This is a genomic window from Spectribacter hydrogenoxidans, from assembly GCF_031846275.1.
GTDB lineage: Bacteria > Pseudomonadota > Gammaproteobacteria > Nevskiales > Salinisphaeraceae > Spectribacter > Spectribacter hydrogenoxidans.
On sequence record NZ_JAVRIB010000006.1, the window covers coordinates 117,468 to 138,861 of the forward strand.

A 21,394-nucleotide genomic window follows, 5' to 3' on the forward strand; every position below is an offset into this window, starting at 1 on the left:
TCGGACGCTGTGGGGCAGCCGCGCGGTTTTCAAGTTTCCGGCGGTGCGTCCCGGGCCTCGACCAGGGCGGCCATCGCGGTCAGAGTCTCGCGGCTGACGTGGTGCTCGATGCCCTCGGCGTCCTGCCGGGCGGCCTGCTCGGGCACGCCGATGGCGCGCAGGAAGCGCAGCACCACCAGATGGCGGCGGCGCGAGGTTTCGGCCATGCGGCGGCCGCGGTCGGTGAGGAAGATGGCGCGGTAGGGTTCGCTGTGAACCAGATCGCGTTCACCCAGCCGGCGGATCATCTTGCCCACCGTGGCCTGGGTAACCGCCATGCGCTGGGCCAGTTCGACGGCACGGGCCTCGCCCTTGGCGTCGATCAGGTCGGCGATCAGTTCCACGTAATCCTCGATCAGCTCGGTCTCGTGGGCCTTGCGTACATGGGCGTGCTGACGGGCGTGGGCCTCCGGGGAGAGCATTTCGCCCGGGCTGTCCGGCGAACTGACGTGTTCCAGCGAGTGCGGCACGGATTTTTCAGCCATGGAAACGGGGCTCGCGAAGACCGTCGCTACCGCGACAATGACCGCCAGTTTGCCATAGCGGACCGTTGTCAGCCGGCCCCGGCCCGTAGCTGACGCAGGACCGGGGCGGTGTCCGGGCGCAGGCCGCGCCAGCGATGGAAGGATTCCGCCGCCTGTTCCACCAGCATGCCGAGGCCGTCACAGGTGGCGGCCGCACCCTGGCGGCGGGCCCAGTCCTGGAAGGCGTCCGAGGCCGCCCCGTAGACCATGTCATAGGCCGTGGCGTCGGCTGCCAGCAGGTTAGGCGGCAATTCCGGCAGAGCGCCCGCCAGCCCGGCCGAGGTGGCGTTGACCAGCAGATGCACCGGTTCGATCCTGGCCAGTCCGGGAAACCCGATACCCCGGACCGGGCCCTGTGTGGCAAAACGCGCGGCCATGGCAACCGCCTTGTCGGGAGTCCGGTTGGCGATGATCAGACTGGCCGGTTCGGCCGCCAGCAGCGGGCCGATTACCCCCTGGGCGGCACCGCCGGCGCCCAGGATCAGCAGGCGGCGACCGACCAGCGGCAGGCCGCGATTTTGCTGCAGGTCCCGCAACAGGCCGGCGCCGTCGGTGTTGTCGCCCTCGATCCGGCCCGCCTCATGCGCGATCAGGGTATTGACGGCCCCGGCCGCATGGGCCCGGTCGCTGAGCCGGTCGGCGAAATCGGCGGCGTCCAGCTTGAACGGCACGGTGACGTTGAGACCGCGCCCGCCCGCCTCGAAGAAGGCCCGGGCGGTGGCGGCAAAGGCGTCGGGTTCGGCCGGCAGGCGGTCGTACTGCATGGCTTGGCTGGTCTGGGCCGCGAACGCGGCATGAATATCCGGTGACAGTGAATGGGCTACCGGATTGCCGATTACCGCGTAGCGGTCGGTCATGGCGCGCCGGCGTCGGCCAGCCACTGGGCCGCGTCGACCGCGAAGTAGGTCAGCACGCCGTCGGCGCCGGCCCGCTTGAAGGCGGTCAGGCACTCCAGCACGGCCTTGCGCTCTTCCAGCCAGCCGTTGGCAGCCGCGGCCTTGAGCATGGCGTATTCGCCGGAGACCTGATACGCGAAGGTGGGCACGCCGAACGTGGTTTTCACGCGATGCACGATGTCCAGATAGGGCAGGCCGGGCTTGACCATCACCATGTCGGCGCCTTCGTCCAGGTCGAGGGCTACCTCGCGCAGTGCTTCGTCGCCGTTGCTTACCGGCATCTGATAGGTGTGCTTGTCGCCGCCGCCCAGATTGCCGGCCGAGCCCACCGCTTCCCGGAAAGGGCCGTACAGGTCCGATGCGTATTTCGCGGCATAGGACAGGATCAGCGTGTTGACGTGGCCGTCGGTCTCCAGCGCGTCGCGGATAGCGCCGATGCGGCCGTCCATCATGTCGGACGGGGATACCATGTCGGCGCCGGCCGCGGCATGGGCGCGGGCCTGGGCCACCAGTTGTGCCACCGTGGGGTCGTTGACCACGTAACCGCTTTCGTCCAGCAGGCCGTCCTGGCCGTGGCTGGTGTATGGGTCGAGTGCGACGTCGGTGATCACGCCCAGCTCGGGGAAGGCCCGCTTGAGCCGGCGGATGGCCTCGGGCACCAGACCGTCGGGATTGGCGGCCTCGGCGCCGTCCGGCGTCTTGCGGGCCGGGTCGATCACCGGGAACAGCACCAGCGCCGGCACGCCGGCGGCCACCGCGCGTTCCGCCTCCGACAGCAGGCCGTCGAGCGTATGTCGCCGTACACCCGGCATGGCGGCCACGTCGACCGGTTCGCCCTCGGTAATAAACACGGGGTAGATCAGGTCATCTGTGGTCAGGCCCTGTTCGCGGGTGAGGCGACGGGCAAAGGCGCTGGCGCGGGTGCGCCGGAGACGGGTCTGCGGGTAGCGTCCGGGAAAGGCCTGGACCATATTGCTTGCTCCTGCGGCGGGCGCGGCGCGAGTATATCAAGGGCGGGTCGGAAACCCGTCCGGTGACAATCGAGGCTTTGATGCGAGATACCCAACCGCTGTTTCAGCAGACCAATTTCCCGGCCCTGCGGCGTACCCGGCTCGAGACGCTGCAGATGAACCTGGGCTACCTGTGCAATCTGGCCTGTACCCACTGTCACGTGGCGGCCGGGCCCCGGCGCACCGAGTTGATGGACCGCGAGACCATGGATGTGGCGCTGGCATTCATCCGCCGCCAGTCCATCGGCACGCTGGACGTGACCGGCGGCTCGCCCGAGATGAACCCGCATTTCGAGTACCTGATGCGCGAGGCCAGCGCACTGGGTACCCACCTGATGGACCGTTGCAATCCCACCATCATCGAGGAGCCGGGCTACGAATGGGTGCCGGACCTGCTGGCCGAACTGCAGGTGGAGGTGGTTGCCTCGCTGCCCTGCTACACCTCCGACAATGTCGATCAGCAACGCGGCAAGGGCGTGTTCGAGGCCAGCATCAAGGCTCTTCGGAAGCTCAACGAGCGCGGTTACGGCCATCCCGGCTCCGGGCTGCAACTGAATCTGGTCTACAACCCCGCCGGCCCCACGCTGCCGCCGCCGCAGGAACAGCTTCAGGCGGATTACAAACAGTTTCTGGGCGACGAGTTCGGTATCGTGTTCAACCAGCTGTTCACGCTGGCCAATATGCCGATCAAGCGTTTCGGCAGCATCCTGCTGTCCAGGGGGCAGTTCAGCGATTACATGGCGCTGTTGCACGAATCCCACCGCGCCGAGAATGCGCGCAACGTGATGTGCCGCAGTCTGGTAAGCGTCGACTATCGCGGATACGTCTACGATTGCGACTTCAACCAGATGCTGGACATGCCGCTGGGCGCGACGAACCGGCCGCGCACCCATCTGCGCGATTTGCTTGACACTGGCTTCGACGGCAAGCCGATCGCTGTGGCCGACCACTGCTACGGTTGCACCGCGGGGCAGGGTTCATCGTGCGGCGGGGCCCTGAACTGATCACCGGCGCGTGACTGCCAACAAAGGAAGACGACCATGAGCACAGCCAGCGTTGTCGAGCGTTACACCCAAGGGGCGCAGGCCCGGGAAGAGGCTTTATGCTGCCCGGTGGACTACGACCGTAGCCTGCTGGAAATGCTGCCGCTCGAGATCGTCGAGCGCGACTACGGCTGCGGCGATCCCTCGCGGTACGTGCAGACAGGGGATACCGTGCTGGATCTGGGTTCCGGTGGCGGCAAGATCTGCTACATGGCAGCCCAGCTGGTGGGCGAGCAGGGCCATGTCATCGGCGTCGACATGAACGACGAGATGCTGGCTCTGGCCCGCCGCCATCAGGCTGACATGGCCCGGAAGCTGGGCGGTGACCGGGTGACCTTCCACAAGGGCCGTATTCAGGATCTCGCGCTCGATCTGGCCGACACCGAGGCCTTTCTCGCCGATCGGAGGGTGGCCGACACCAATGATCTGCTGGCGCTGGAAGCTCATCAGGACCAGCAGCGCCTGTCCCGGCCGCTGATTGCCGATGCCAGCGTCGATCTGGTCATCTCCAACTGCGTGCTCAATCTGGTGGCTGAGCGCGACCGCCGGCAGATGATCGACGAGATCTTCCGGGTACTGCGTCCGGGCGGCCGGGTGGCCATTTCCGATATCGTGGCCGACCGGCCGATCCCCGAGGCGTTGAAGCGGGACCCGCAGCTCTGGAGTGGCTGTATCTCCGGTGCATTCCACGAAGCGGCTTTTCTGGAGGCGTTCGCGGCAGCCGGGTTCCATGGTGTGGCTTATGACAAGTGGCAGAACGAGCCCTGGCAGGTGGTTGACGGCATCGAGTTCCGCTCGGTCACGCTGGTGGCTACCAGGGGCTCGACGCAGGCCGAGCGCGACGCCGGCCAGGCGGTGCTCTATCGCGGCCCCTACCAGGCCGTCACCGACGAGCGCGGCCACACCTTTCCCCGCGGGCGGCGGCTGGCGGTCAGCGACCGCGATTTCGAGCGGCTGACCGGCGGCGCCTACGGCGAGGATTTCGTCGGCATCATGCCGGGTCAGCCGCAGGATGCGCCCTGGACGCTGGTTCACGGCATCGCGCGCCCGCCCGGTCCGGCCGGCAGTGATGGTCATACGGATGGCAAATCGGGGCGCGGCTGCTGTTAAGCTACGCTCCCATGACGGACTCCACTGCCGCCCTGAGCCGGTTCCATGGCTGACAACGCACAGCTAGCACAATGGCTGCAAGCGGTTGGCCGTGGTGACGAACAGGCCTTTCAGAGCCTGTATCGGGCGACTTCCGCGCATCTCTATTCCCTGCTGCTCCGTATGTTGCGCAACGAGGAGCGGGCACAGGATGCGTTGCAGGACACCTTCGTCAAGGTATGGAAGAAATCGCATACCTACTCCCCGGATCGGGGGTCACCGCTGACCTGGCTGTTGTCGGTGGCCCGCTACAGGGCACTGGACATGCTTCGGCGCCAGCGGCCGGAAACCGGCATGCCGGAAGATCCGGACATCGAGGCGCTACTGCTGGTGGACGAGAACTCGCCCGGACCACAGGACGAGAACGTCACCGAGGAGGCGCTGGCGGCGGTGCGGACATGCTTGGGCACATTACAGGCGGATCAGCGTCGTAGTGTCATTCTGGCCTACTACGAAGGGCTGACCCATCAGGAATTGGCGGCACGCCTCGGGGCGCCGCTGGGAACCGTCAAGAGCTGGGTACGACGCGGGCTGATGCGCCTGCGCGAATGCCTGGTGGAAAACCGTTAGATGAGCGATCACGAGCCACAACCCGAGGATACGCGCGCCGCCGAGTACGTGCTGGGCACACTCGACGCCGAGCAGCGTGTGGCCGTCGACATGGCTCTGCAGGCCGGCGACGAGTCGCTGGCGCGCGAGATCGCCTGGTGGGAGCAGCGCCTGGGCCAGCTCGGGCTGGAGCTCGAGCCGGTAGCTCCGCCGGCCTACGTGTGGTCGCGCATCGCGCTTGGCGCCGGCATCAGCCGTCCGTCGGCCGGAGAGCGGCGCCGTCGCGGGCGGCGTCTCTGGCAGGGGCTTGCCACGGCCGCCAGCCTGGCCGCGGTCGCGCTGGCGCTGGTTCTGGTGCTCGGCCCGAATCGGCCGGGGGTCGATCGCGATGCACCGACCTACGCCAGCGTCATCCGTGACGAGCCCACCGGCGCCGGCTGGCTGGTGACGACGGCCGGTGGCGGTGACCGGCTCGAAGTCACCGCCCTGCGCGGCTATCCGACCGACGCCGACCACTCGCTGCAACTCTGGCTGCTGCCCGAGGCGGGTAATCCGATTCCCCTTGGTCTGATGCCGCAGGCCGGGCGCCACGAGATGGGCTTGCCGCCACAAGCGGCCGATGCGCTGTCGGCCGCGGCCAAGCTGGCGGTCTCCCTGGAACCGGCCGGCGGTTCGCCCACCGGACAGCCCACCGGGGAAGTACTCTGGGTCGAACCGCTGACCGGGCAGCCCGGCTAGGCGAGCGGCCATGAGCACGACCGCGTCAGATGGGCGCCGCCCGGTTCGCCCGGCCGACTGAGCGACAGGCCGCCCGTGATGCGTCCCTGCGCCTCCCTCAACGCTGAACCCGGGCAGATATCGGCCTGGCTGCAGGCGGTGGCCGCGGGCGACCAGCGCGCCTTCCGGCGCCTCTACCAGGCCACCGCGCCGAAACTTATGGCTTTGCTGATCCGTATATTGGGGACAGAGGAAGCCGCCGAGGACGCGCTACAGGATGCATTCGTCAAGATCTGGCAGAAGGCGGGCAGTTTCGCGCCGGAGCGCGGATCGGGTCTGACCTGGATGCTTACGGTGGCGCGCTACCAGGCGCTGGACATGATGCGCCGGCGCCGGCCGATGGGATCCATCGACGACGCCTCGGCCGAGACGAGTGCCGCGCTGGCCGAGCGGGCCGCGTTGCAGCCGGAGAACCGCGAGGAAACGATGCAGACACTGGCCCGGATACAGGACTATCTTGGTGATCTGCCCCGCGATCAGCGGCGGGCACTGATGCTGGCCTATTTCCGCGGCATGCCCTATCGCGAGCTGGCCCAGCGCCTGCGGGTGCCCGAAGCCACTATCAAGACCTGGGTACGACGTGGCCTCGCGCGCCTGCGCGAACGCCTCAAGGAGCGGCCATGAGCACCAGCGATCCTGACAGCGAACAGGCCTATCTGGCCGCGGAATACGTGCTCGGCGCGCTGGAACCCGAACAGGCGAGCATGGTGGCCGAGCGTCTCCGGTTCGACGCGGTCCTGCGTGACGAGGTCGCCGTCTGGGAGCACCGGCTGTCGATGCTGGCGCGGGACCTGCCGCCGCATCCTCCGCGGTCCGGCGTCTGGCAGACCCTGGTTGACCGGCTGGGGTTTGATAACTGGCGTCAGCAGCTTTGGTTCTGGCGCGGCATGACCGCCGCCTCGATGATGGCCACACTGGTGCTGGCGGCGGTACTGGTGTTCGCGCCGGGTACCCGACCCGGGATGTCGCCCGCCGACGCGCCGCTCTACGTCAGCCTGATTCGTGACGAGACCCGCGGCGTGGGCTGGTTGGTCACCGCGGGGCCCGATAAGCACGAACTTCGCGTGAAGACCCTGGGCAGCTATCAGGTGCCCGGGCACAAGTCACTGCAGCTGTGGCTGCATAACCCTAGCGGGGAACTGGTATCGCTGGGGCTGCTGCCGACCGACGGCGAACAACGTTTCGTTCTGCCGGCCAACCTGGCCGAAGCGTTGTCCGATCGTGCCACGCTGGCGGTGTCGCTGGAGCCGCCCGGCGGTTCGCCCACCGGCCGGCCCACGGGCCAGACGGTGTCGATCGCGCCGGTCACCGCGGAAACCAGTTAACGAGCCGACGCCGCGTCATTCAGCGACCAGTCATAGCGGTAGCCGGCGATGCCCTCGGCGGCATCCAGGCGGGCTGACAGGGCTGGTTCGGCAAAGCGCCGCAGGTGACTGATGACACCGGTTTCGCTGCCGCCGAAATCGACCTGATACCACTCGTAGATCTTCGACACCAGCAGCCGTCCATCGTCGAAACGCGCCCCGCGCCGGCTGTTGACGTAGGCCCGGGCGTTGTCCCGCAGCTGCTGGTTGACGCGATCCCCGAGATACGCGCTGTCGCGCAGGTTCGGGCAGCCCACCGACGCGCAGTTGACGCCGTAGTGGGTCAGGCCGTCCCCCCAGATGGGCCGCAGGATACGGTGCTCGATATCGTCCAGGCTGAGGGGCTTGCCATCCACGGTGAGCAGTTTCTGCTGCCAGGCGTTGCTGCCCAGTCCGAACAGGCCGCCGCCGATGTCGCGGATGCTGTCTACCGGATATTTTTCCAGAATCAGTCGCACGGTGGCCGCGTTGTACAGATTCAGCCAGTAGGCGCGCTGTACCGGACGGCTGTAATCGGCGATGGCCACGTTTTCCAGCCGGCGGATATAGGTGTCGAGCGCCTTCCGATCCGCCGGACTCACCGCGCCGTAGCGGACCCGATTCAGGCCCAGGGCCGGATCCGGCACCACATGGGCACGCAGGAAATCGCTCCAGGCGGCGTGATCGATGGTAGCGGTGCTGTTCTCGTCGTGAGCGGTCCAGTGTTCCCACAGGTCCGCGCTGGGTGCGGCCTGGGTGGTGGCCGGGAACAGCAGGCAGGTGAGCAGTGCGCCGATGATTCGCATGGGCTGGTCTCTGTCCGTCGTGATTGAGGTTAGGGCGTGTTAACAATTAGCGCGACGCCGCGCCGGCGACCATTTTTCCGCAAGACAAGGCGTCGCGAGCGCAGTGTAGCCAGCCTACTCAAGCGAGCGACAACGCAGGATTGCGGGAAAATGGTCCCGTCCCGAAGGGCTGCGCCCCAAATTCGCCCAGTCGGCGTTGCTCGTCGTTCATTTGGTGAAACCAAACTTCTCTCCTCGCGCCTTGCCTGGCCAAATTTTGGACAGCAACGCGGTGCCGCGGTAATTGTTAACACGCCCTAGAAGACCGGGTCCGATCGTGATTGCTCGCCGGCCTCGCGCTTGACCCGCCGGCGGGGCTTCGGGAAAGCTGCCGCAAAGCCGCCGCCGGAACGGATCATGTCCGCAGTCTATCTACTCGCCATCGATCAAGGCACGACCAGCAGTCGTGCCATCGTGTTCGCCCGTGACGGCAGCATCGTCGGCAGCGCCCAGCGCGAGTTCCGGCAGCACTTCCCGGCCGAGGCCTGGGTGGAGCACGATGCGGATGAAATCTGGCAGGTCACGCTGGCCGTGTGTCGCGAGGCACTCACCGATGCCGGTGTGGCGGCCACTGACATCGCCGGCTGCGGCATCACCAACCAACGCGAGACTACCGTAATCTGGGACCGCGCCACCGGCCGGCCGGTTCACCGCGCCATCGTGTGGCAGGACCGGCGTACCGCCGACTGGTGCCGAGAACACGGCGGCGATGAGCGAGAAGGCTGGTTGCAGGCGCGCACCGGCCTGCTGCTGGACCCATACTTCTCCGCCACCAAGATACGCTGGCTGCTGGACAACGTGGACGGTGTGCGTCAGCGGGCCGAGGCCGGCGAACTGGCCTTCGGCACCATCGACACCTGGCTGCTCTGGCAGCTCACCAACGGTCGCGAACATGCCACTGACGCCTCCAACGCCTCACGCACCCTGCTGTTCAACATCCACAGTCAGGACTGGGACGATGAACTGCTGGCCTTCTTCGGCGTGCCGCGGGCGCTGTTGCCCGAGGTGCATGACAACGCCGCCGATTTCGGCACCATCGACGCCGACCACCTTGGTGCGGCGATTCCGGTGGGCGGCATGGTGGGCGACCAGCAGGGGGCGCTGGTCGGGCAGGCCTGTTTCGAGCCCGGCATGGTCAAGTCCACCTACGGCACCGGCTGTTTCCTGGTGCTGAATCTCGGCCGCGAGGCGGTCACCTCGCGCCACCGGCTGCTTACCACCGTGGGCTATCGCCTGAACGGCGAGACCACCTACGCGCTGGAAGGCAGCATCTTCGTGGCCGGCGCCGCCATCCAGTGGCTGCGCGACGCCCTGCATCTGATCGAGCAGGCGCCGGAAACCCAGGCCATGGCCGAGTCTATCGACGGCACCGACGGCGTGTATCTGGTGCCGGCGTTCACCGGCCTCGGCGCACCCTACTGGGACCCCGAGGCCCGCGGTGCGATCTTCGGGCTGACCCGTGACACCGGCATCAAGCAGATCGTGCGCGCGGCGCTGGAATCCACCTGCTACCAGACCCGCGATCTGGTGGAAGCCATTGGCGACGATGCGGTGACCCCCACCGAGCTGCGGGTGGATGGCGGCATGGTGGCCAACGACTGGGTCTGCCACTGCCTGGCCGACGTGCTGCAGATGCCGGTGGCCCGGCCCGCCGTGATCGAGACCACGGCGCTGGGGGCGGCCTATCTGGCCGGCCTGCAGGCGGGCGTCTACGACTCGCTGGAGGAAATCGGCGCCCTGTGGCGGGCCCAGCAGACCTTCGCGCCGCAGCGCGAGGCCGCGGCCATGCAGGGGCTGTACGACGGCTGGCTGGAGGCGGTTCGCCGGGTCCGCTCGGAGTAGCCGGCCGGGCCAGCTACTGTGCCCGGCGCAGGGTCAGGTTGAGCCGCGCCTCGCCCGCGAACGGGTGTGAGCCCGACCGCAGCGGCGCGATGCCGTGATAGCGCAGCCGGGCAGCCGCACCCCAGACCACCACGTCGCCGTGCTCCAGCGGCAGGCGCAGTGACCGGTCGGCGCGTCGCTCGCCGCCGAACAGGAAGGTGGCCGGCAGACCCAGCGAGACCGACACGATGGGCGCGTCGAAATCCCGCTCGTTCCTGTCCTGATGCAGCCCCATGCGCGCGCCGGGTTGATAGCGGTTGATCAGGCAGGCATCGGGGTCGAAACCGGGAAAGCTGGCCGCTTCGGCAGCGGTCACGGCAATATTCCTAAAGACATCCGGCATGGCCGGCCACGGGTGGCCGGTTTCCGGGTCTTCACGGGTGTAGCGATAGCCGCGCCGGTCGGTGGTCCAGCCAAACTCGCCGCAGTTGCTCATGGCGGCGGACATGCGGTGCCCGCCCGGCGTCTGCATGTGACGGAACGGGGCTGCCGCAGTTACCTGTTCGATGGCGGCAGCCATTTCGGTCTCGTGGTCCCGGGCGAAGCCGCGCAGGATCATCGCACCGGCAGCCAATTCCTCCCAGTGTCCGGCGGGGGCGAACAGGTCTTTGGTGTGACCGGCTGATCCGGTCACGGCCGGGTCTCGCGCGCCAGCAGTGACCGCTTGCGATCCACACCCCAGCGATAGCCGGATAGATTGCCGTCGCTGCGCACCACCCGGTGGCAGGGAATGGCCACGGCCAGATGATTGGCCGCACAGGCCCCGGCCACCGCCCGGACCGATCTGGGCCGGCCGATGCGCGTGGCGATCTCCGTGTAGCTGGCGGTCTCGCCCGGTGGGATCGCGCGCAGAGCTTCCCAGACCCGCTGCTGGAAGGCGGTGCCGCGGATGTCCAGCGGCAGGTCCACGCCGGTGTTCGGAGATTCCACCAGCCCTACCACCCGGGCGACCAGTTGCTCGAAATCAGGGTCGCCGCCCACCAGTTCCGCTTTGGGGAAGCGGTCCTGCAGGTCGCGGATCAGGGTGTCGGGATCGTCGCCCAGATAGATGGCGCAGATGCCGCGCTCACTCGCTGCCACCAGGATCGCGCCCAGCGAACTCTGACCGACGGCGAAGCGAATGGCGGTATTGGTGCCACCGGCACGAAAGTCCCCGGGCGTCATGCCCAGCACCGCGTCGGCCTGGGTGTAGAAGCGGCCGCTGGAACCGTAACCGGCCTCGAAGATGGCCCGGGTCACCGGTACGCCCCGGCCCAGTTCCTGCCGCAGACGCCGCTCGCGATGGGCGGCGGCGTACTGCCGTGGCGTCAGGCCGGTGAGACGCTTGAACAGCCGGTGTAAATGCGACGGGCTGAAGTCCACATGGGCGGCGATTGCATCCAGGCCGGGGGCGATCTCGGCCGTCTCGATGAATCGGCAGGCCGCGGTTACTACCGCCGCATCGGCCCCGGTGGCCGTGGGCTGGTTCGGGCGGCAACGCTTGCAGGCACGAAACCCCGCTGACTCCGCCTGCTCGCTGTCTCCGAAGAAGCGTACGTTCTCGCGTCGTGCCGGTCGCGACGGGCAGGAGGGCCGGCAATACACGCCGGTGGTGATTACCGCGTAGACAAATCGGCCGTCGGCGGCGCGGTCGCGGGTGGCGACGGCGGTCCAGCGCGATGCGTCATCGCGATTGGTTGCGGGGTCGGGTGCAGGCGTGCCCATGGAATGAGTCTCCGTGATTGACGGTCTGCAGCCAAGCGTAGCCACGCCGTCGATCGCCGACACTCCGTATTCTGCCCTCGAAACCGCGCCCATGAAAAAGCCGGCGCGAGGCCGGCTTTTCCAAGTCCGGCCATGGCTTTCGGCTACAGCAGGTTTTCCACCGCGGCGCGTTCGTCGCGCAGTTCGGTTTCGGTGGCGGTCATCTTCTCGCGGGAGAAGTCGTCCACGTCCAGGCTCTGCACGATCTCGTAGCCGCCGTTGCTGCAGACCACCGGGTAGGAGTAGATCACGCCCGGCTCGATGCCATAGCTGCCGTCCGACGGGATGGCCATGCTGACGATGCCGTCGCTGCCGAGCACCCAGTCATGGATGTGGTCGATGGCCGCCGACGCCGCCGACGCCGCCGAGGACGCGCCCCGCGCTTCGATGATGGCCGCGCCGCGCTTCTGCACGGTGGGGATGAAGTCGCTGCGGTACCAGTCCTGATCGACCAGATCGGCGGCGGCCTTGCCGTCGACCTTGCAGTGGGCGATGTCGGGGTACTGGGTGGCGCTGTGGTTGCCCCAGATGATCATGCCCTCGATATCGGTGACATGCTTGCCGGTTTTCTGTGCCAGCTGGGTCAGGGCCCGGTTGTGGTCCAGCCGGGTCATGGCGGTGAACTGGCGCGGGTCGATGTCCGGCGCGTTAGCCGAGGCGATCAGCGCGTTGGTGTTGGCCGGGTTGCCCACCACTAGCACCTTGACGTCGCGGCTGGCGTGGTCGTTGAGGGCCTTGCCCTGTACCGAGAAGATCTCGGCGTTGGCCTGCAGCAGGTCGGCACGCTCCATGCCCTTGCCGCGGGGCCGGGCGCCCACCAGCAGGGCGACGTCGGCCTTCGCGAAGGCCACATCGGGGTCGTCGGTGGCGACGATGTCCTGCACCAGCGGGAAGGCGCAGTCGTTGATCTCCATTACCACGCCCTTGAGCGCATCCATGGCCGGCGGAATTTCCAGCAACTGCAGAATGACCGGCTGATCCGGTCCCAGCATGTCGCCGGCGGCGATGCGGAAGATGAGCGAATAGCTGATCTGACCGGCACCACCGGTGATGGCCACGCGTACGGGGTTTTTCATGGAATCTCCTGCAGCCTCAAAGGCGCGCGATGATAGCCGAAATCGCCCGGGGCGTAAAAAGCAACCGGATTGGCAGCCGATGCGTACATCGGGGATAGTAACGGCCGCCCGGCGGGACGGCCGGGCATTTCCGAAGGAGAATCTATGCGCGTTGCCGTGGTGGGCACCGGCATTGCGGGTCTGGGTGCGGCCTGGCTGTTGCAGCAGGCGCACGAGGTGACGGTGTTCGAGGCGCAGGCCCGGCCCGGCGGCCACACCCATACCGTGGATGCGGGCGACCAGCCGGTGGATACCGGCTTCATCGTCTACAACGAGCCTGCCTATCCGCGGTTGAAGGCGCTGTTCAAGATGATGGGCGTGGCCACGCAGGCCAGCGACATGTCGTTCGGGGTGTCCGTCGATCGCGGCCGCCTGGAATGGGCGGGGGACAACTGGCGCACGCTGTTCGCCCAGCCGAGCAATCTGTTGCGGCCCTCGCACACACACATGATCGTCGACATCCTGCGTTTCAACCGGCAGACGAAGAAGCTGTTGGCCGACGACGCGCTGCCGGATCAGTCGCTGGGCGAGTTCCTGGACGAGCAGGTTTACGGCCAGCCGTTCCGCACCCGCTATCTGCTGCCCATGGCCGCGGCCATCTGGTCGGCGCCGACCGCCAGCATGCTGGCGTTTCCGCTCGCCAGCTTTGTGCGATTCTTCGACAACCACGGCCTACTCAACGTCAGCGACCGGCCGCAGTGGCGCACGGTCACCGGCGGCAGCCGTGAGTACGTGAACCGGATCATCGAATCGCTGGCCCGGCCGCCGCGGCTGGAAACGCCGGTAGCCCGCGTCGAGCGCCGGGCCGACGGGGTGGCGGTGATCGACCATGCCGGCCGCGCCGAGCTGTTCGATCAGGTGGTGCTGGCCTGCCATGCCGATGACAGCCTGACCATACTGGCCGATACCACGCCCGCCGAGCGGGAATTATTGGGCGCCTTCGGCTTCCAGGACAATCACGCCGTGCTCCACAGCGACACCGCGCTGATGCCTCGCCGCCGGGCGGTGTGGTCGTCCTGGAACTATCTGACCGAAGACGATGGCATCTCCGGCCAGCGGGTTGCCGTGACCTACTGGATGAACCGCCTGCAGTGTATTCCCGGGGACCGGACCTATCTGGTCAGCCTGAATCCGTTGCACGAACCGGACCCGGCTACCGTAATCAGGCGCATGGACTATCGCCACCCGGTGTTCGATCGCGCCGCGGTAGCCGCGCAGGAGCGGCTGGGCGAAATCCAGGGCCGCGACCGGGTGTGGTTCTGCGGCGCCTGGTGTGGCTACGGCTTTCATGAAGATGGGCTGGCGGCCGGCGAAGCGGTGGCGCGCGGGCTCGGGGTCACGCCGCCCTGGGAGGCGCGCGTTGGCTGAGTCGGCCCTCTACGACTGCCGCATCGTGCATCGTCGGCCGGCGCCGCCGCGCTATCGTTTTGTCTACCGGGCATTCTATCTGTGGCTGGACCTGGGCCGCCTGGATGCCGATCTGGCGGTGCTGCGTCTGTTGTCGCGCAACCGATTCAACCTGATGTCGTTCCACGACCGGGATCATGGTGCCCGGGACGGCGGTGACCTGGCGGCCTGGGCGCGTGATCGGCTCGCGGATACGGGCGTTGATGCCGAGGGCGGACGCGTGCGTCTGCTGTGCATGCCGCGGATTCTGGGTTACGGCTTCAATCCCATCAGCCTGTACTACTGCGACAACAAGGCCGGGACCCTGGTGGCAGTGATTGCCGAGGTGCACAACACCTTCGGCGAGCAGCACAGCTACGTGCTGCACAACGACGGCGGCCCGCTGGACCTGACCCGCAGTCATGACAAGCCCAAGGCATTCCACGTCTCCCCGCTGCTGGAACGGGCCGGGCGCTATCGCTTCCGGCTGGTGCCGCCGAACGCGCGCATGGCACTGGGTATCCGCCTGCTGGCCGATGACGGCAGCCAGCGTATTGCCACCGCTTTGTCGGGTCACCGGCGGCGGCTGGATGATCGCAACCTTTTGGCCCTGTTCCTGCGTATACCGCTCATGACCGTGAAAGTGACGCTGGCCATTCACTGGCAGGCGCTGAAGATCTGGTGGCGGGGTGCCCGCTTCCATGCCAAACCCGAACCGCATCGACCCAATATTTCCTGATCCCATGTCCAAGCGTGAAGAGTCTCTCCCCCGCGTCAACGAACAGCTGCCCTGGCTGCTGCGGCTGGCGCTGAGTCGCATCGGGCGGCTGCGTTACGGCCGTGTCGAGGTGCTGCTGCCCAACGGCCAGCGGCGCGAGTTCGAGGGCGAGATGCCCGGTCCCAGCGCCACGCTGCGGCTGTGCGGCCCGCGCGCGATGGGCCGGGTGCTCACCGGCGGCGAACTGGGTTTTGCCGAAGGCTTCATGAACGGCGACTGGGATACGCCCGATCTGGCGAATCTGATCTACCTGCTGCATCTCAACGAGGAGTATCTGGTGCCGCAGGTGCCGGGGGTGACGCGGCTGGCTCGCGCCTGGAGCGGTTGGCGACATCGGCGCCGGCGCAATACCCGGCGCGGTTCGCGGCGCAACATCGCCTATCACTACGATCTGGGTAACGACTTCTACGGCCTCTGGCTTGACGAGACCTGGACCTATTCCAGTGCGGTGTTCGACACGCCGGAGGTGGATCTTGCCGGGGCCCAGCGGTACAAGTACCAGCTGTTGCTGGACCGGCTGGAAGTGGGGCCCGGCGACCACATCCTCGAGGTCGGCTGCGGCTGGGGCGGGTTTGCCCGTTATGCAGCACAGGCCGCGGATGTCCGTGTCACCGGCATCACGTTGTCCACCGAGCAGCTGGCGTTCGCCCGTGACCGGGCGGCCGAAGCCGGTCTGGCTGATCGCGTCGACTTTCGTCTGCAGGACTATCGCGACGTGCGGGGGCAGTTCGACGCGGTGGCCTCGATCGAGATGTACGAAGCCGTGGGCGAGGACTACTGGCCGTCGTATTTCCGTGCCATACAGCAGGCCCTCAAGCCCGGCGGCCGCGCGGCGATCCAGGGCATCACTATCGATCACGCCCAGTTTCCGAGCTACCGCGATGAAGTCGATTTCATCCAGCGCTATATCTTCCCGGGCGGCATGCTCGCCTCGCCGGAAATCTTCGAACGGCAGGCACGCGAGCAGGGCCTCATGCCATCCGATGCCCGCTTCTATGGCGACCATTACGCGGAAACCCTGCGGCGCTGGCATCAGGGCACCTGGGCGGCCCGGCAGGCGATTCGCCGGCAGTTCGACGACCGCTTCCTGCGCATGTGGCGTTACTACCTGGCCTACTGCGAGGCGGGTTTCCGTTCCGGTAATATCGATCTGATGCAGATCACCCTGCAGCGGACCTGACCCGCCCGTGCACTCGCCCCGGACGCTTCGGGAGCTGCTCGGTTACGGCGTCCTCGGCCTGCCTCTGGCGGCGCTGGGGCTGCCCCTGGTGGTGTACCTGCCGGCCTACTACGCCACACTGCCGGCTCTGAGCACCGGTCTGGTGGGCACGCTGCTGATTGTCGCCCGCTTCTTCGACGTGGTGTCAGATCCGGCCATCGGCTGGGCGTCGGATCGCTTTCCCACGCGCTTCGGCCGGCGCCGGCCCTGGATCGCTGCCGGTGTGCCCCTGCTGATGGTGGCCGCCTGGTATCTGTTCGTGCCGCCGGATACGGCCGGCTGGGTCTATCTGCTGATCTGGAGCGTGCTGGCGTACCTGGGCTGGACGCTGATCTATCTGCCCTACACCACGCTTGGGGCGGAGCTTTCCGATGACTATGACGAGCGTTCCCGCGTCACCGCGTTTCGCGAGGGCTTCTTCGCGCTAGGCACGCTGGTAGCGATTGCACTGCCCGCACTGATCGCCGGCGGCCAGGGCGGCGATGCCGCCGGGCTGGCGGCGGTGGCCGTGTTCCTGCTGGTAGGACTGCCGCTGGCGGCCGGGGCCTTCCTGTTGCTGGTGCCGGAGCCGGTCCATATCCGCCGACAGCCACCTGACTGGGCGCGCGGATTGCGCCTGCTGGCAGGCAACGCGCCATTCCGGCGGCTGCTGATCGCGTATCTCCTCAACGGCGCGGCCAACGGTCTGCCGGCCGCGCTGTTCATGTTCTTCGTGCTGCATGTGCTGGGTGGCGATCAGACCGTGGCCGGCGCCTTTCTGGCGGTCTATTTCCTGTCCGCCATCGCCGGGCTGCCGGTATGGCTGTGGCTGGGGCGCGGCTGGAGCAAGCATCGGCTGTGGTGTACCTCGATGCTGTTCGTCTCGGCGGTGTTCGCCTTCGTGCCACTGCTGGGAGAGGGGGATTACCTCGGCTACGCGCTGATCTGCATTCTGGGCGGCAGCGTGCTCGGCATCGACCAGGCCATTCCGGCGTCGATCCAGGCCGATGTCATCGACGAGGACACGGCGGGTGGCGGTGACGGCCGGGCCGGTCTGTATTTCGGGCTCTGGGGCATGGCTACCAAGCTGGCATTCGCCCTGTCGCTGGTGGCGTTTCCGATTCTCGAATGGTCGGGCTTTGACGCATCGGCTGAGGCTAACAGCGAGTACGCCCTTACCGTGCTGGCGCTGCTCTACGGGGTGCTTCCCGTTGCGGTCAAGGTAGGCGTGGTGCTGCTGATGTGGCGTTTCCCGCTGGGGCGGGAGCGGCATGCGCAGCTGCAGGCGAGCATCGGATCGCCGTCATAAATTGGTAACCGTTTCGTCGCAAAAGAAACACTGTGCCGACATGTCCCGGTGACACGCTCCTCGGCTGGAAGCATTCACCTAGGGAGATATGTCGATGTCACTGTTTCGAATTGCGGGGATCGCGCCCCTGCTGGTTTTCCTGTTGGCTGCCGGTTGCGGTGGCGACAATAACGGTTCGGCCGGCGGCAACGGTGCACCGTCCGTGTCAGCCAATGCCGTTGCGGTTGCACCCGGACCGGAATGCCCGGCCGGCGGCGTCGAGGTGGAAACCGGCATCGACGAGAATCTGAACGGCCTGCTCGATGACGAGGAAGTCGACGAGTCGGCCGTGCTTTGCAGCGGCGAGGCCGGAGCCGACGGCCTGTCCTTGGCCGTTCTGGTGGACAATCAGGTCGGCGACGCCTGTAACGCTGCCGGCGTGCGGGTGCGTGTGGGGCAGGACGACAACGGCAACGGCACGCTCGATGCCCCGGCCGAGGTGGACGATACGGCGATCGCCTGTGGTGCGGGTACGACGGGTCTGCGTCTGGCGCAGATCGGTCGTTATGAATCAGGTATTTTCGACGAAAGTGCAGCGGAAATCGTGGCTCACGATCCGGATTCTCAGCAGCTGTTCGTGGTCAATGCGAATGATGCGGCGCTGGATGTCCTGGATATTGCCGATCCGACCACACCGGTGCTGGCCGCCACCATCTCCGCGGGCGACAACTGGGTGGACGCCGGTGGCATCAACAGCGTTGCGGTGGCCGATGGTCTGGTGGCGGCTGCGGTGGAGAACGACGACGGCACCGCCAATGGTCGCGTGCAGTTCTACGATGCGGGCTCACTGGCCTTTCTGGGCCAGGTCGAGGTCGGCAACCTGCCGGACCTGGTGACCTTTGCCGGCGCCGATACGGCGCTGGTGGCCAACGAGGGCGAGCCCTGCAGCGACTATAGCTGTGACCCGGAAGGCTCGGTCAGCGTCATCGACGCCAGCGACCCGAGCAATCCTACGGCCATGACTGCCAGCTTCGCCGACTTCAATGCCGGCGGGCCCCGGGCCGCCGAAGTGCCGCCGGAACTTCGCCTGTTTGGCAACTTCGGGCGAACGGCGCTCACGGTCACCGATACCGATCCGGCCACTTTGACGGTCAACGACGCCAGCGGTCTGGCGGCGAACGATTTCTTCACCCTGGCCAGCAGCGAGGGCGATCCCATTCTCTACCGGGTGGCCTCGGTCAACGGCAACGTGATCACGCTGACCGACGAGTTCGACGGGGATTCCGAAGTCGGCGATCCCGCCACCGTCCTGACCGCGTACCTACATGATGGCCAGTCCAGCGTGGCACAGGACCTGGAGCCCGAGTACATTGCGGTTTCACCGGACGGGAACAAGGCCTGGGTGACCCTGCAGGAGAACAACGCGGTGGCCCAGATCGATATTGCCACGGCCTCGGTCGATGCCCTGATCGCGCTGGGTTTCAAGGACCACAGCATCCCCGGCAACGAGCTGGATGCCGGCAACAACGACGATCGCGTCAACATCCGCAGCTGGCCCCTGATGGGCATGTACATGCCCGATGCTATCGCTTCCTTCGAAGTGGGCGGGCAGACCTACTACGTCACCGCCAACGAGGGTGATGCCCGGGAATATGACGCCCTCGTCGAGGAAGTGAAGGTCGAGGACGTGGGCATCGACCCGGATATCTTCGCGGACGCAGCCTTCCTGGAAGACGACGTCAATGTGGGTGACATCAATACCAGCATCGCTCAGATCGGTGACGTTGATACCGATGGCGACGGCCTGCTGGACGATATCCGCGTGTTCGGCGCCCGCAGCTTCAGCATTTGGGCTGCCGACGGCACCCGCGTGTTCGATAGCGGCAGCGATTTCGCGGTGGAAACCGCCAACCGCTACGGGCTGGATTTCAACAACGACAACGCCGAATCCGACGGCGACGGTCGCAGCGACAACAAGGGCAGCGAGCCGGAAGCGGTCACCGTGGCCGAGTTCAATGGCCGTCAGTACGCGTTCATCGGCCTAGAGCGCATAGGCGGGATCATGGTCTACGACGTGACCAATCCGGCCTCACCGACGTTCGTGCACTACGACAACAACCGGAACTTCGCCATCGATATCGAGGATGAAATCGATGATGGTGGTCTGGCGGCCGGCGCCGCCGGTGATCTCGGTCCCGAGAGCATCGTGTTCATCCCCGCCGCCGACAGTCCCCTGGGCGACGGTGTGCCGCTGCTGGCGGTGGGCAACGAGGTTAGCGGCACCACCACGATTTACCGGGTGATCGGCAACTAGCGGATCATGCCGTCGTGACTTGACCCCGGCAGCTTCGGCTGCCGGGGTTTTTTCATGGTGCCGATGCCAGCATCCGGCTCAGATCCGCCGCCATCTGGTCGGCGGTAACGTCCTGATTGAACAGCAGCCTTGCCCGCCCCTGCCGGTCGAAGGCGAAAACGGCGCTGCTGTGGGAGACGAGGTAGAAGCCGTCCTCGTCGGGTTCGCCGTAGCCGTAGGTCACGCGGAATCGCTTGTGCAGCGCCTTGAGCTGTTTCTGGCTCCCGGTTAGACCGATCACCTGATCGCCGAAGCCACTGGTGTAGTCCCGCAGTCGCGCAGGATCGTCGCGATCGGGATCGACGCTAACGAACAGCACTCGCACCTCGTCGCGTTGCGCCGCCGGCAACTGCTGCAGAGCGGCCTGGATGCGGGCGAGGGTGATGGGGCAGATATCGGGGCAGTAGGTATAGCCGAAGAACATCAATCGCGGGTGATCGGCCTGGGCGGCCTCGGTCACCACCTCGCCCGATTCGTTAGTAAGTTCGTAGGCCACATCCGGCATGACCCCGGCGATGTCATGGCCGTTCCATTCGGGTTCACCGCCGCTGCAGGCGGCCAGCAGGCTCGCTCCCAACGACAGCGCAATCAGGTGTCGGCGTGGCATGGGCATCAACTCGTCGCGGATAGAGGGGCGGCGCCGGACGCGGTCTGCCGGCGCTCGTGGTTGAACAGGAACCGGATCAGGATCAGAGTCGAAATCACGCTCATCATCGCTGCGGGTATCCAGGTGACCAGGCCGCCCAGTTGCTGGTCCAGCAGCGGTGACACCGGCCAGGCGCGGCCGCATACGGCGTAGACATCGAATATGACGTCGGGGTTCAAATAGATCCAGGCGCCCAGCGCAATCTGCGGCACCATCACCGCCCAAAGCACTAGTACCCGCAGGCCGATGCTGCGGGTCACCGGGGTGGCGCCAGGCGGCCGCGGATCGAGCATGAACCACCAGAACAGCAGTCCGTCCACCGCCATGCTCAGGTTCATCAGCCAGTACAGCCGGGCACTGAGCATAGCGTCGAAATGGATCGACGGCGTCAGCCAGTAGAAGATCAGGCCTACGAACAGGAAGCCCGCGATGAACGGCTGCTGCAGGATGCGGTAGAGCAACCGAATGGGTGGGCTTGCCACGATCAGCGCGCCCAGCCGCCTCAGCCAGCCCGGCGCCCCGGCCGCCAGCACTGCGGAAGGCATCGACAACGCGATCAGGAACGGGCCCAGGTGATGCAGGATCAGGTGCTGGATGCGATGGATGAAGAACATGTACTGGGCGTAGTAATCCACCCCGGTCTGCATCACCACGTACATGCTGCTCAGCCCGATGCCGAAGGCCAAGGCGGCCGGCGCATCCCGCCATCGCCGCCGACGGACCAGGCCGCGCGCATAGCACCAGGCGGTCAGCGCGAACAGCGCAATCAGCCACCACTGGGTTTCCCAGGGTAGCAGCAGAAAGGCCCAGTCGGTCATTGCGTTATTGGTT

At 66.7% G+C, this 21,394-nt stretch carries 21 protein-coding genes; 12 read left to right on the forward strand and 9 right to left on the reverse strand.

Annotated features, from left to right (window positions below):
- Positions 1-29 precede the first annotated feature (29 nt).
- From mntR to hemB, 3 genes are all read right to left on the reverse strand, one after another.
- Positions 30-524 carry a manganese-binding transcriptional regulator MntR gene (gene mntR / locus RM532_RS07400; RefSeq protein ID WP_311652592.1) on the reverse strand — a complete coding sequence of 165 codons (495 nt, stop codon included), beginning with the start codon at positions 522-524 and terminating at the stop codon, positions 30-32.
- 68 nt (positions 525-592) lie between these two features.
- Positions 593-1,420, reverse strand: a complete 828-nt coding sequence (gene aroE / locus RM532_RS07405; RefSeq protein WP_311652593.1) for a shikimate dehydrogenase — start codon at positions 1,418-1,420, stop codon at positions 593-595.
- The gene (gene hemB, locus RM532_RS07410; RefSeq protein WP_311652594.1) at positions 1,417-2,430 is read right to left on the reverse strand and encodes a porphobilinogen synthase; all 1,014 of its coding nucleotides are present in this window, start codon (positions 2,428-2,430) and stop codon (positions 1,417-1,419) included. The genes aroE and hemB overlap by 4 nt, the downstream gene beginning before the upstream one ends.
- Positions 2,431-2,510: 80 nt before the next feature.
- Between hemB and arsS the strand changes: the two genes are divergently transcribed.
- From arsS to RM532_RS07440, 6 genes are all read left to right on the forward strand, one after another.
- The gene (arsS, locus tag RM532_RS07415; protein ID WP_311652595.1) at positions 2,511-3,473 is read left to right on the forward strand and encodes an arsenosugar biosynthesis radical SAM (seleno)protein ArsS; all 963 of its coding nucleotides are present in this window, start codon (positions 2,511-2,513) and stop codon (positions 3,471-3,473) included.
- Positions 3,474-3,509: 36 nt separating this feature from the next.
- Positions 3,510-4,622, forward strand: coding sequence for a methyltransferase domain-containing protein (locus RM532_RS07420; protein WP_311652597.1), 1,113 nt, complete (start codon positions 3,510-3,512; stop codon positions 4,620-4,622).
- A 45-nt stretch (positions 4,623-4,667) separates the two neighbouring features.
- The gene (locus RM532_RS07425; RefSeq protein ID WP_311652598.1) at positions 4,668-5,231 is read left to right on the forward strand and encodes an RNA polymerase sigma factor; all 564 of its coding nucleotides are present in this window, start codon (positions 4,668-4,670) and stop codon (positions 5,229-5,231) included.
- A complete protein-coding gene (locus RM532_RS07430) occupies positions 5,232-5,948 on the forward strand; it encodes an anti-sigma factor (protein WP_311652599.1) in 717 nt (238 codons plus the stop codon).
- Between the two features lie 78 nt (positions 5,949-6,026).
- On the forward strand, positions 6,027-6,611 hold the full coding sequence (locus RM532_RS07435; RefSeq protein WP_311652692.1) for a sigma-70 family RNA polymerase sigma factor: 585 nt from the start codon (positions 6,027-6,029) through the stop codon (positions 6,609-6,611).
- A complete protein-coding gene (locus tag RM532_RS07440; protein ID WP_311652600.1) occupies positions 6,608-7,312 on the forward strand; it encodes an anti-sigma factor in 705 nt (234 codons plus the stop codon). Before RM532_RS07435 ends, RM532_RS07440 begins: the two co-directional genes overlap by 4 nt.
- Here the strand turns inward: RM532_RS07440 and RM532_RS07445 are convergent.
- The gene (locus RM532_RS07445; protein WP_311652601.1) at positions 7,309-8,136 is read right to left on the reverse strand and encodes a DUF547 domain-containing protein; all 828 of its coding nucleotides are present in this window, start codon (positions 8,134-8,136) and stop codon (positions 7,309-7,311) included. The genes RM532_RS07440 and RM532_RS07445 overlap by 4 nt on opposite strands.
- A gap of 396 nt (positions 8,137-8,532) precedes the next feature.
- On the opposite strand from RM532_RS07445, the gene glpK reads away from it, so the two are divergent.
- Complete coding sequence (gene glpK / locus RM532_RS07450; protein WP_311652602.1) at positions 8,533-10,017, forward strand: glycerol kinase GlpK; 1,485 nt, start codon at positions 8,533-8,535, stop codon at positions 10,015-10,017.
- 13 nt (positions 10,018-10,030) lie between these two features.
- Here the strand turns inward: glpK and alkB are convergent, their stop codons facing one another.
- The 3 genes from alkB to RM532_RS07465 form a co-directional block, all read right to left on the reverse strand.
- A complete protein-coding gene (gene alkB, locus RM532_RS07455; RefSeq protein WP_311652603.1) occupies positions 10,031-10,690 on the reverse strand; it encodes a DNA oxidative demethylase AlkB in 660 nt (219 codons plus the stop codon).
- Positions 10,687-11,760 carry a bifunctional DNA-binding transcriptional regulator/O6-methylguanine-DNA methyltransferase Ada gene (ada, locus tag RM532_RS07460; RefSeq protein ID WP_311652604.1) on the reverse strand — a complete coding sequence of 358 codons (1,074 nt, stop codon included), beginning with the start codon at positions 11,758-11,760 and terminating at the stop codon, positions 10,687-10,689. Before ada ends, alkB begins: the two co-directional genes overlap by 4 nt.
- 143 nt (positions 11,761-11,903) lie before the next feature.
- The gene (locus tag RM532_RS07465) at positions 11,904-12,875 is read right to left on the reverse strand and encodes a malate dehydrogenase (protein WP_311652605.1); all 972 of its coding nucleotides are present in this window, start codon (positions 12,873-12,875) and stop codon (positions 11,904-11,906) included.
- 144 nt (positions 12,876-13,019) lie between these two features.
- Between RM532_RS07465 and RM532_RS07470 the strand changes: the two genes are divergently transcribed.
- The 5 genes from RM532_RS07470 (at position 13,020) to RM532_RS07490 (ending at position 19,878) form a co-directional block, all read left to right on the forward strand.
- Complete coding sequence (locus tag RM532_RS07470) at positions 13,020-14,282, forward strand: NAD(P)/FAD-dependent oxidoreductase (protein ID WP_311652606.1); 1,263 nt, start codon at positions 13,020-13,022, stop codon at positions 14,280-14,282.
- Positions 14,275-15,039, forward strand: coding sequence for a DUF1365 domain-containing protein (locus RM532_RS07475; protein ID WP_311652607.1), 765 nt, complete (start codon positions 14,275-14,277; stop codon positions 15,037-15,039). Before RM532_RS07470 ends, RM532_RS07475 begins: the two co-directional genes overlap by 8 nt.
- Positions 15,040-15,043: 4 nt before the next feature.
- Entirely contained in the window at positions 15,044-16,258 is a 1,215-nt protein-coding gene (locus RM532_RS07480; protein WP_311652609.1) for a class I SAM-dependent methyltransferase, read from the forward strand.
- Positions 16,259-16,265: 7 nt separating this feature from the next.
- Positions 16,266-17,585, forward strand: a complete 1,320-nt coding sequence (locus RM532_RS07485) for an MFS transporter (RefSeq protein WP_311652610.1) — start codon at positions 16,266-16,268, stop codon at positions 17,583-17,585.
- 94 nt (positions 17,586-17,679) lie between these two features.
- Complete coding sequence (locus tag RM532_RS07490; RefSeq protein WP_311652612.1) at positions 17,680-19,878, forward strand: choice-of-anchor I family protein; 2,199 nt, start codon at positions 17,680-17,682, stop codon at positions 19,876-19,878.
- A 52-nt stretch (positions 19,879-19,930) separates the two neighbouring features.
- Here RM532_RS07490 and RM532_RS07495 read toward each other — a convergent pair whose 3' ends face one another.
- A complete protein-coding gene (locus tag RM532_RS07495; RefSeq protein ID WP_311652613.1) occupies positions 19,931-20,524 on the reverse strand; it encodes an SCO family protein in 594 nt (197 codons plus the stop codon).
- A gap of 5 nt (positions 20,525-20,529) precedes the next feature.
- Entirely contained in the window at positions 20,530-21,381 is an 852-nt protein-coding gene (locus RM532_RS07500) for a cytochrome c oxidase assembly protein (RefSeq protein WP_311652615.1), read from the reverse strand.
- Positions 21,382-21,394 lie beyond the last annotated feature (13 nt).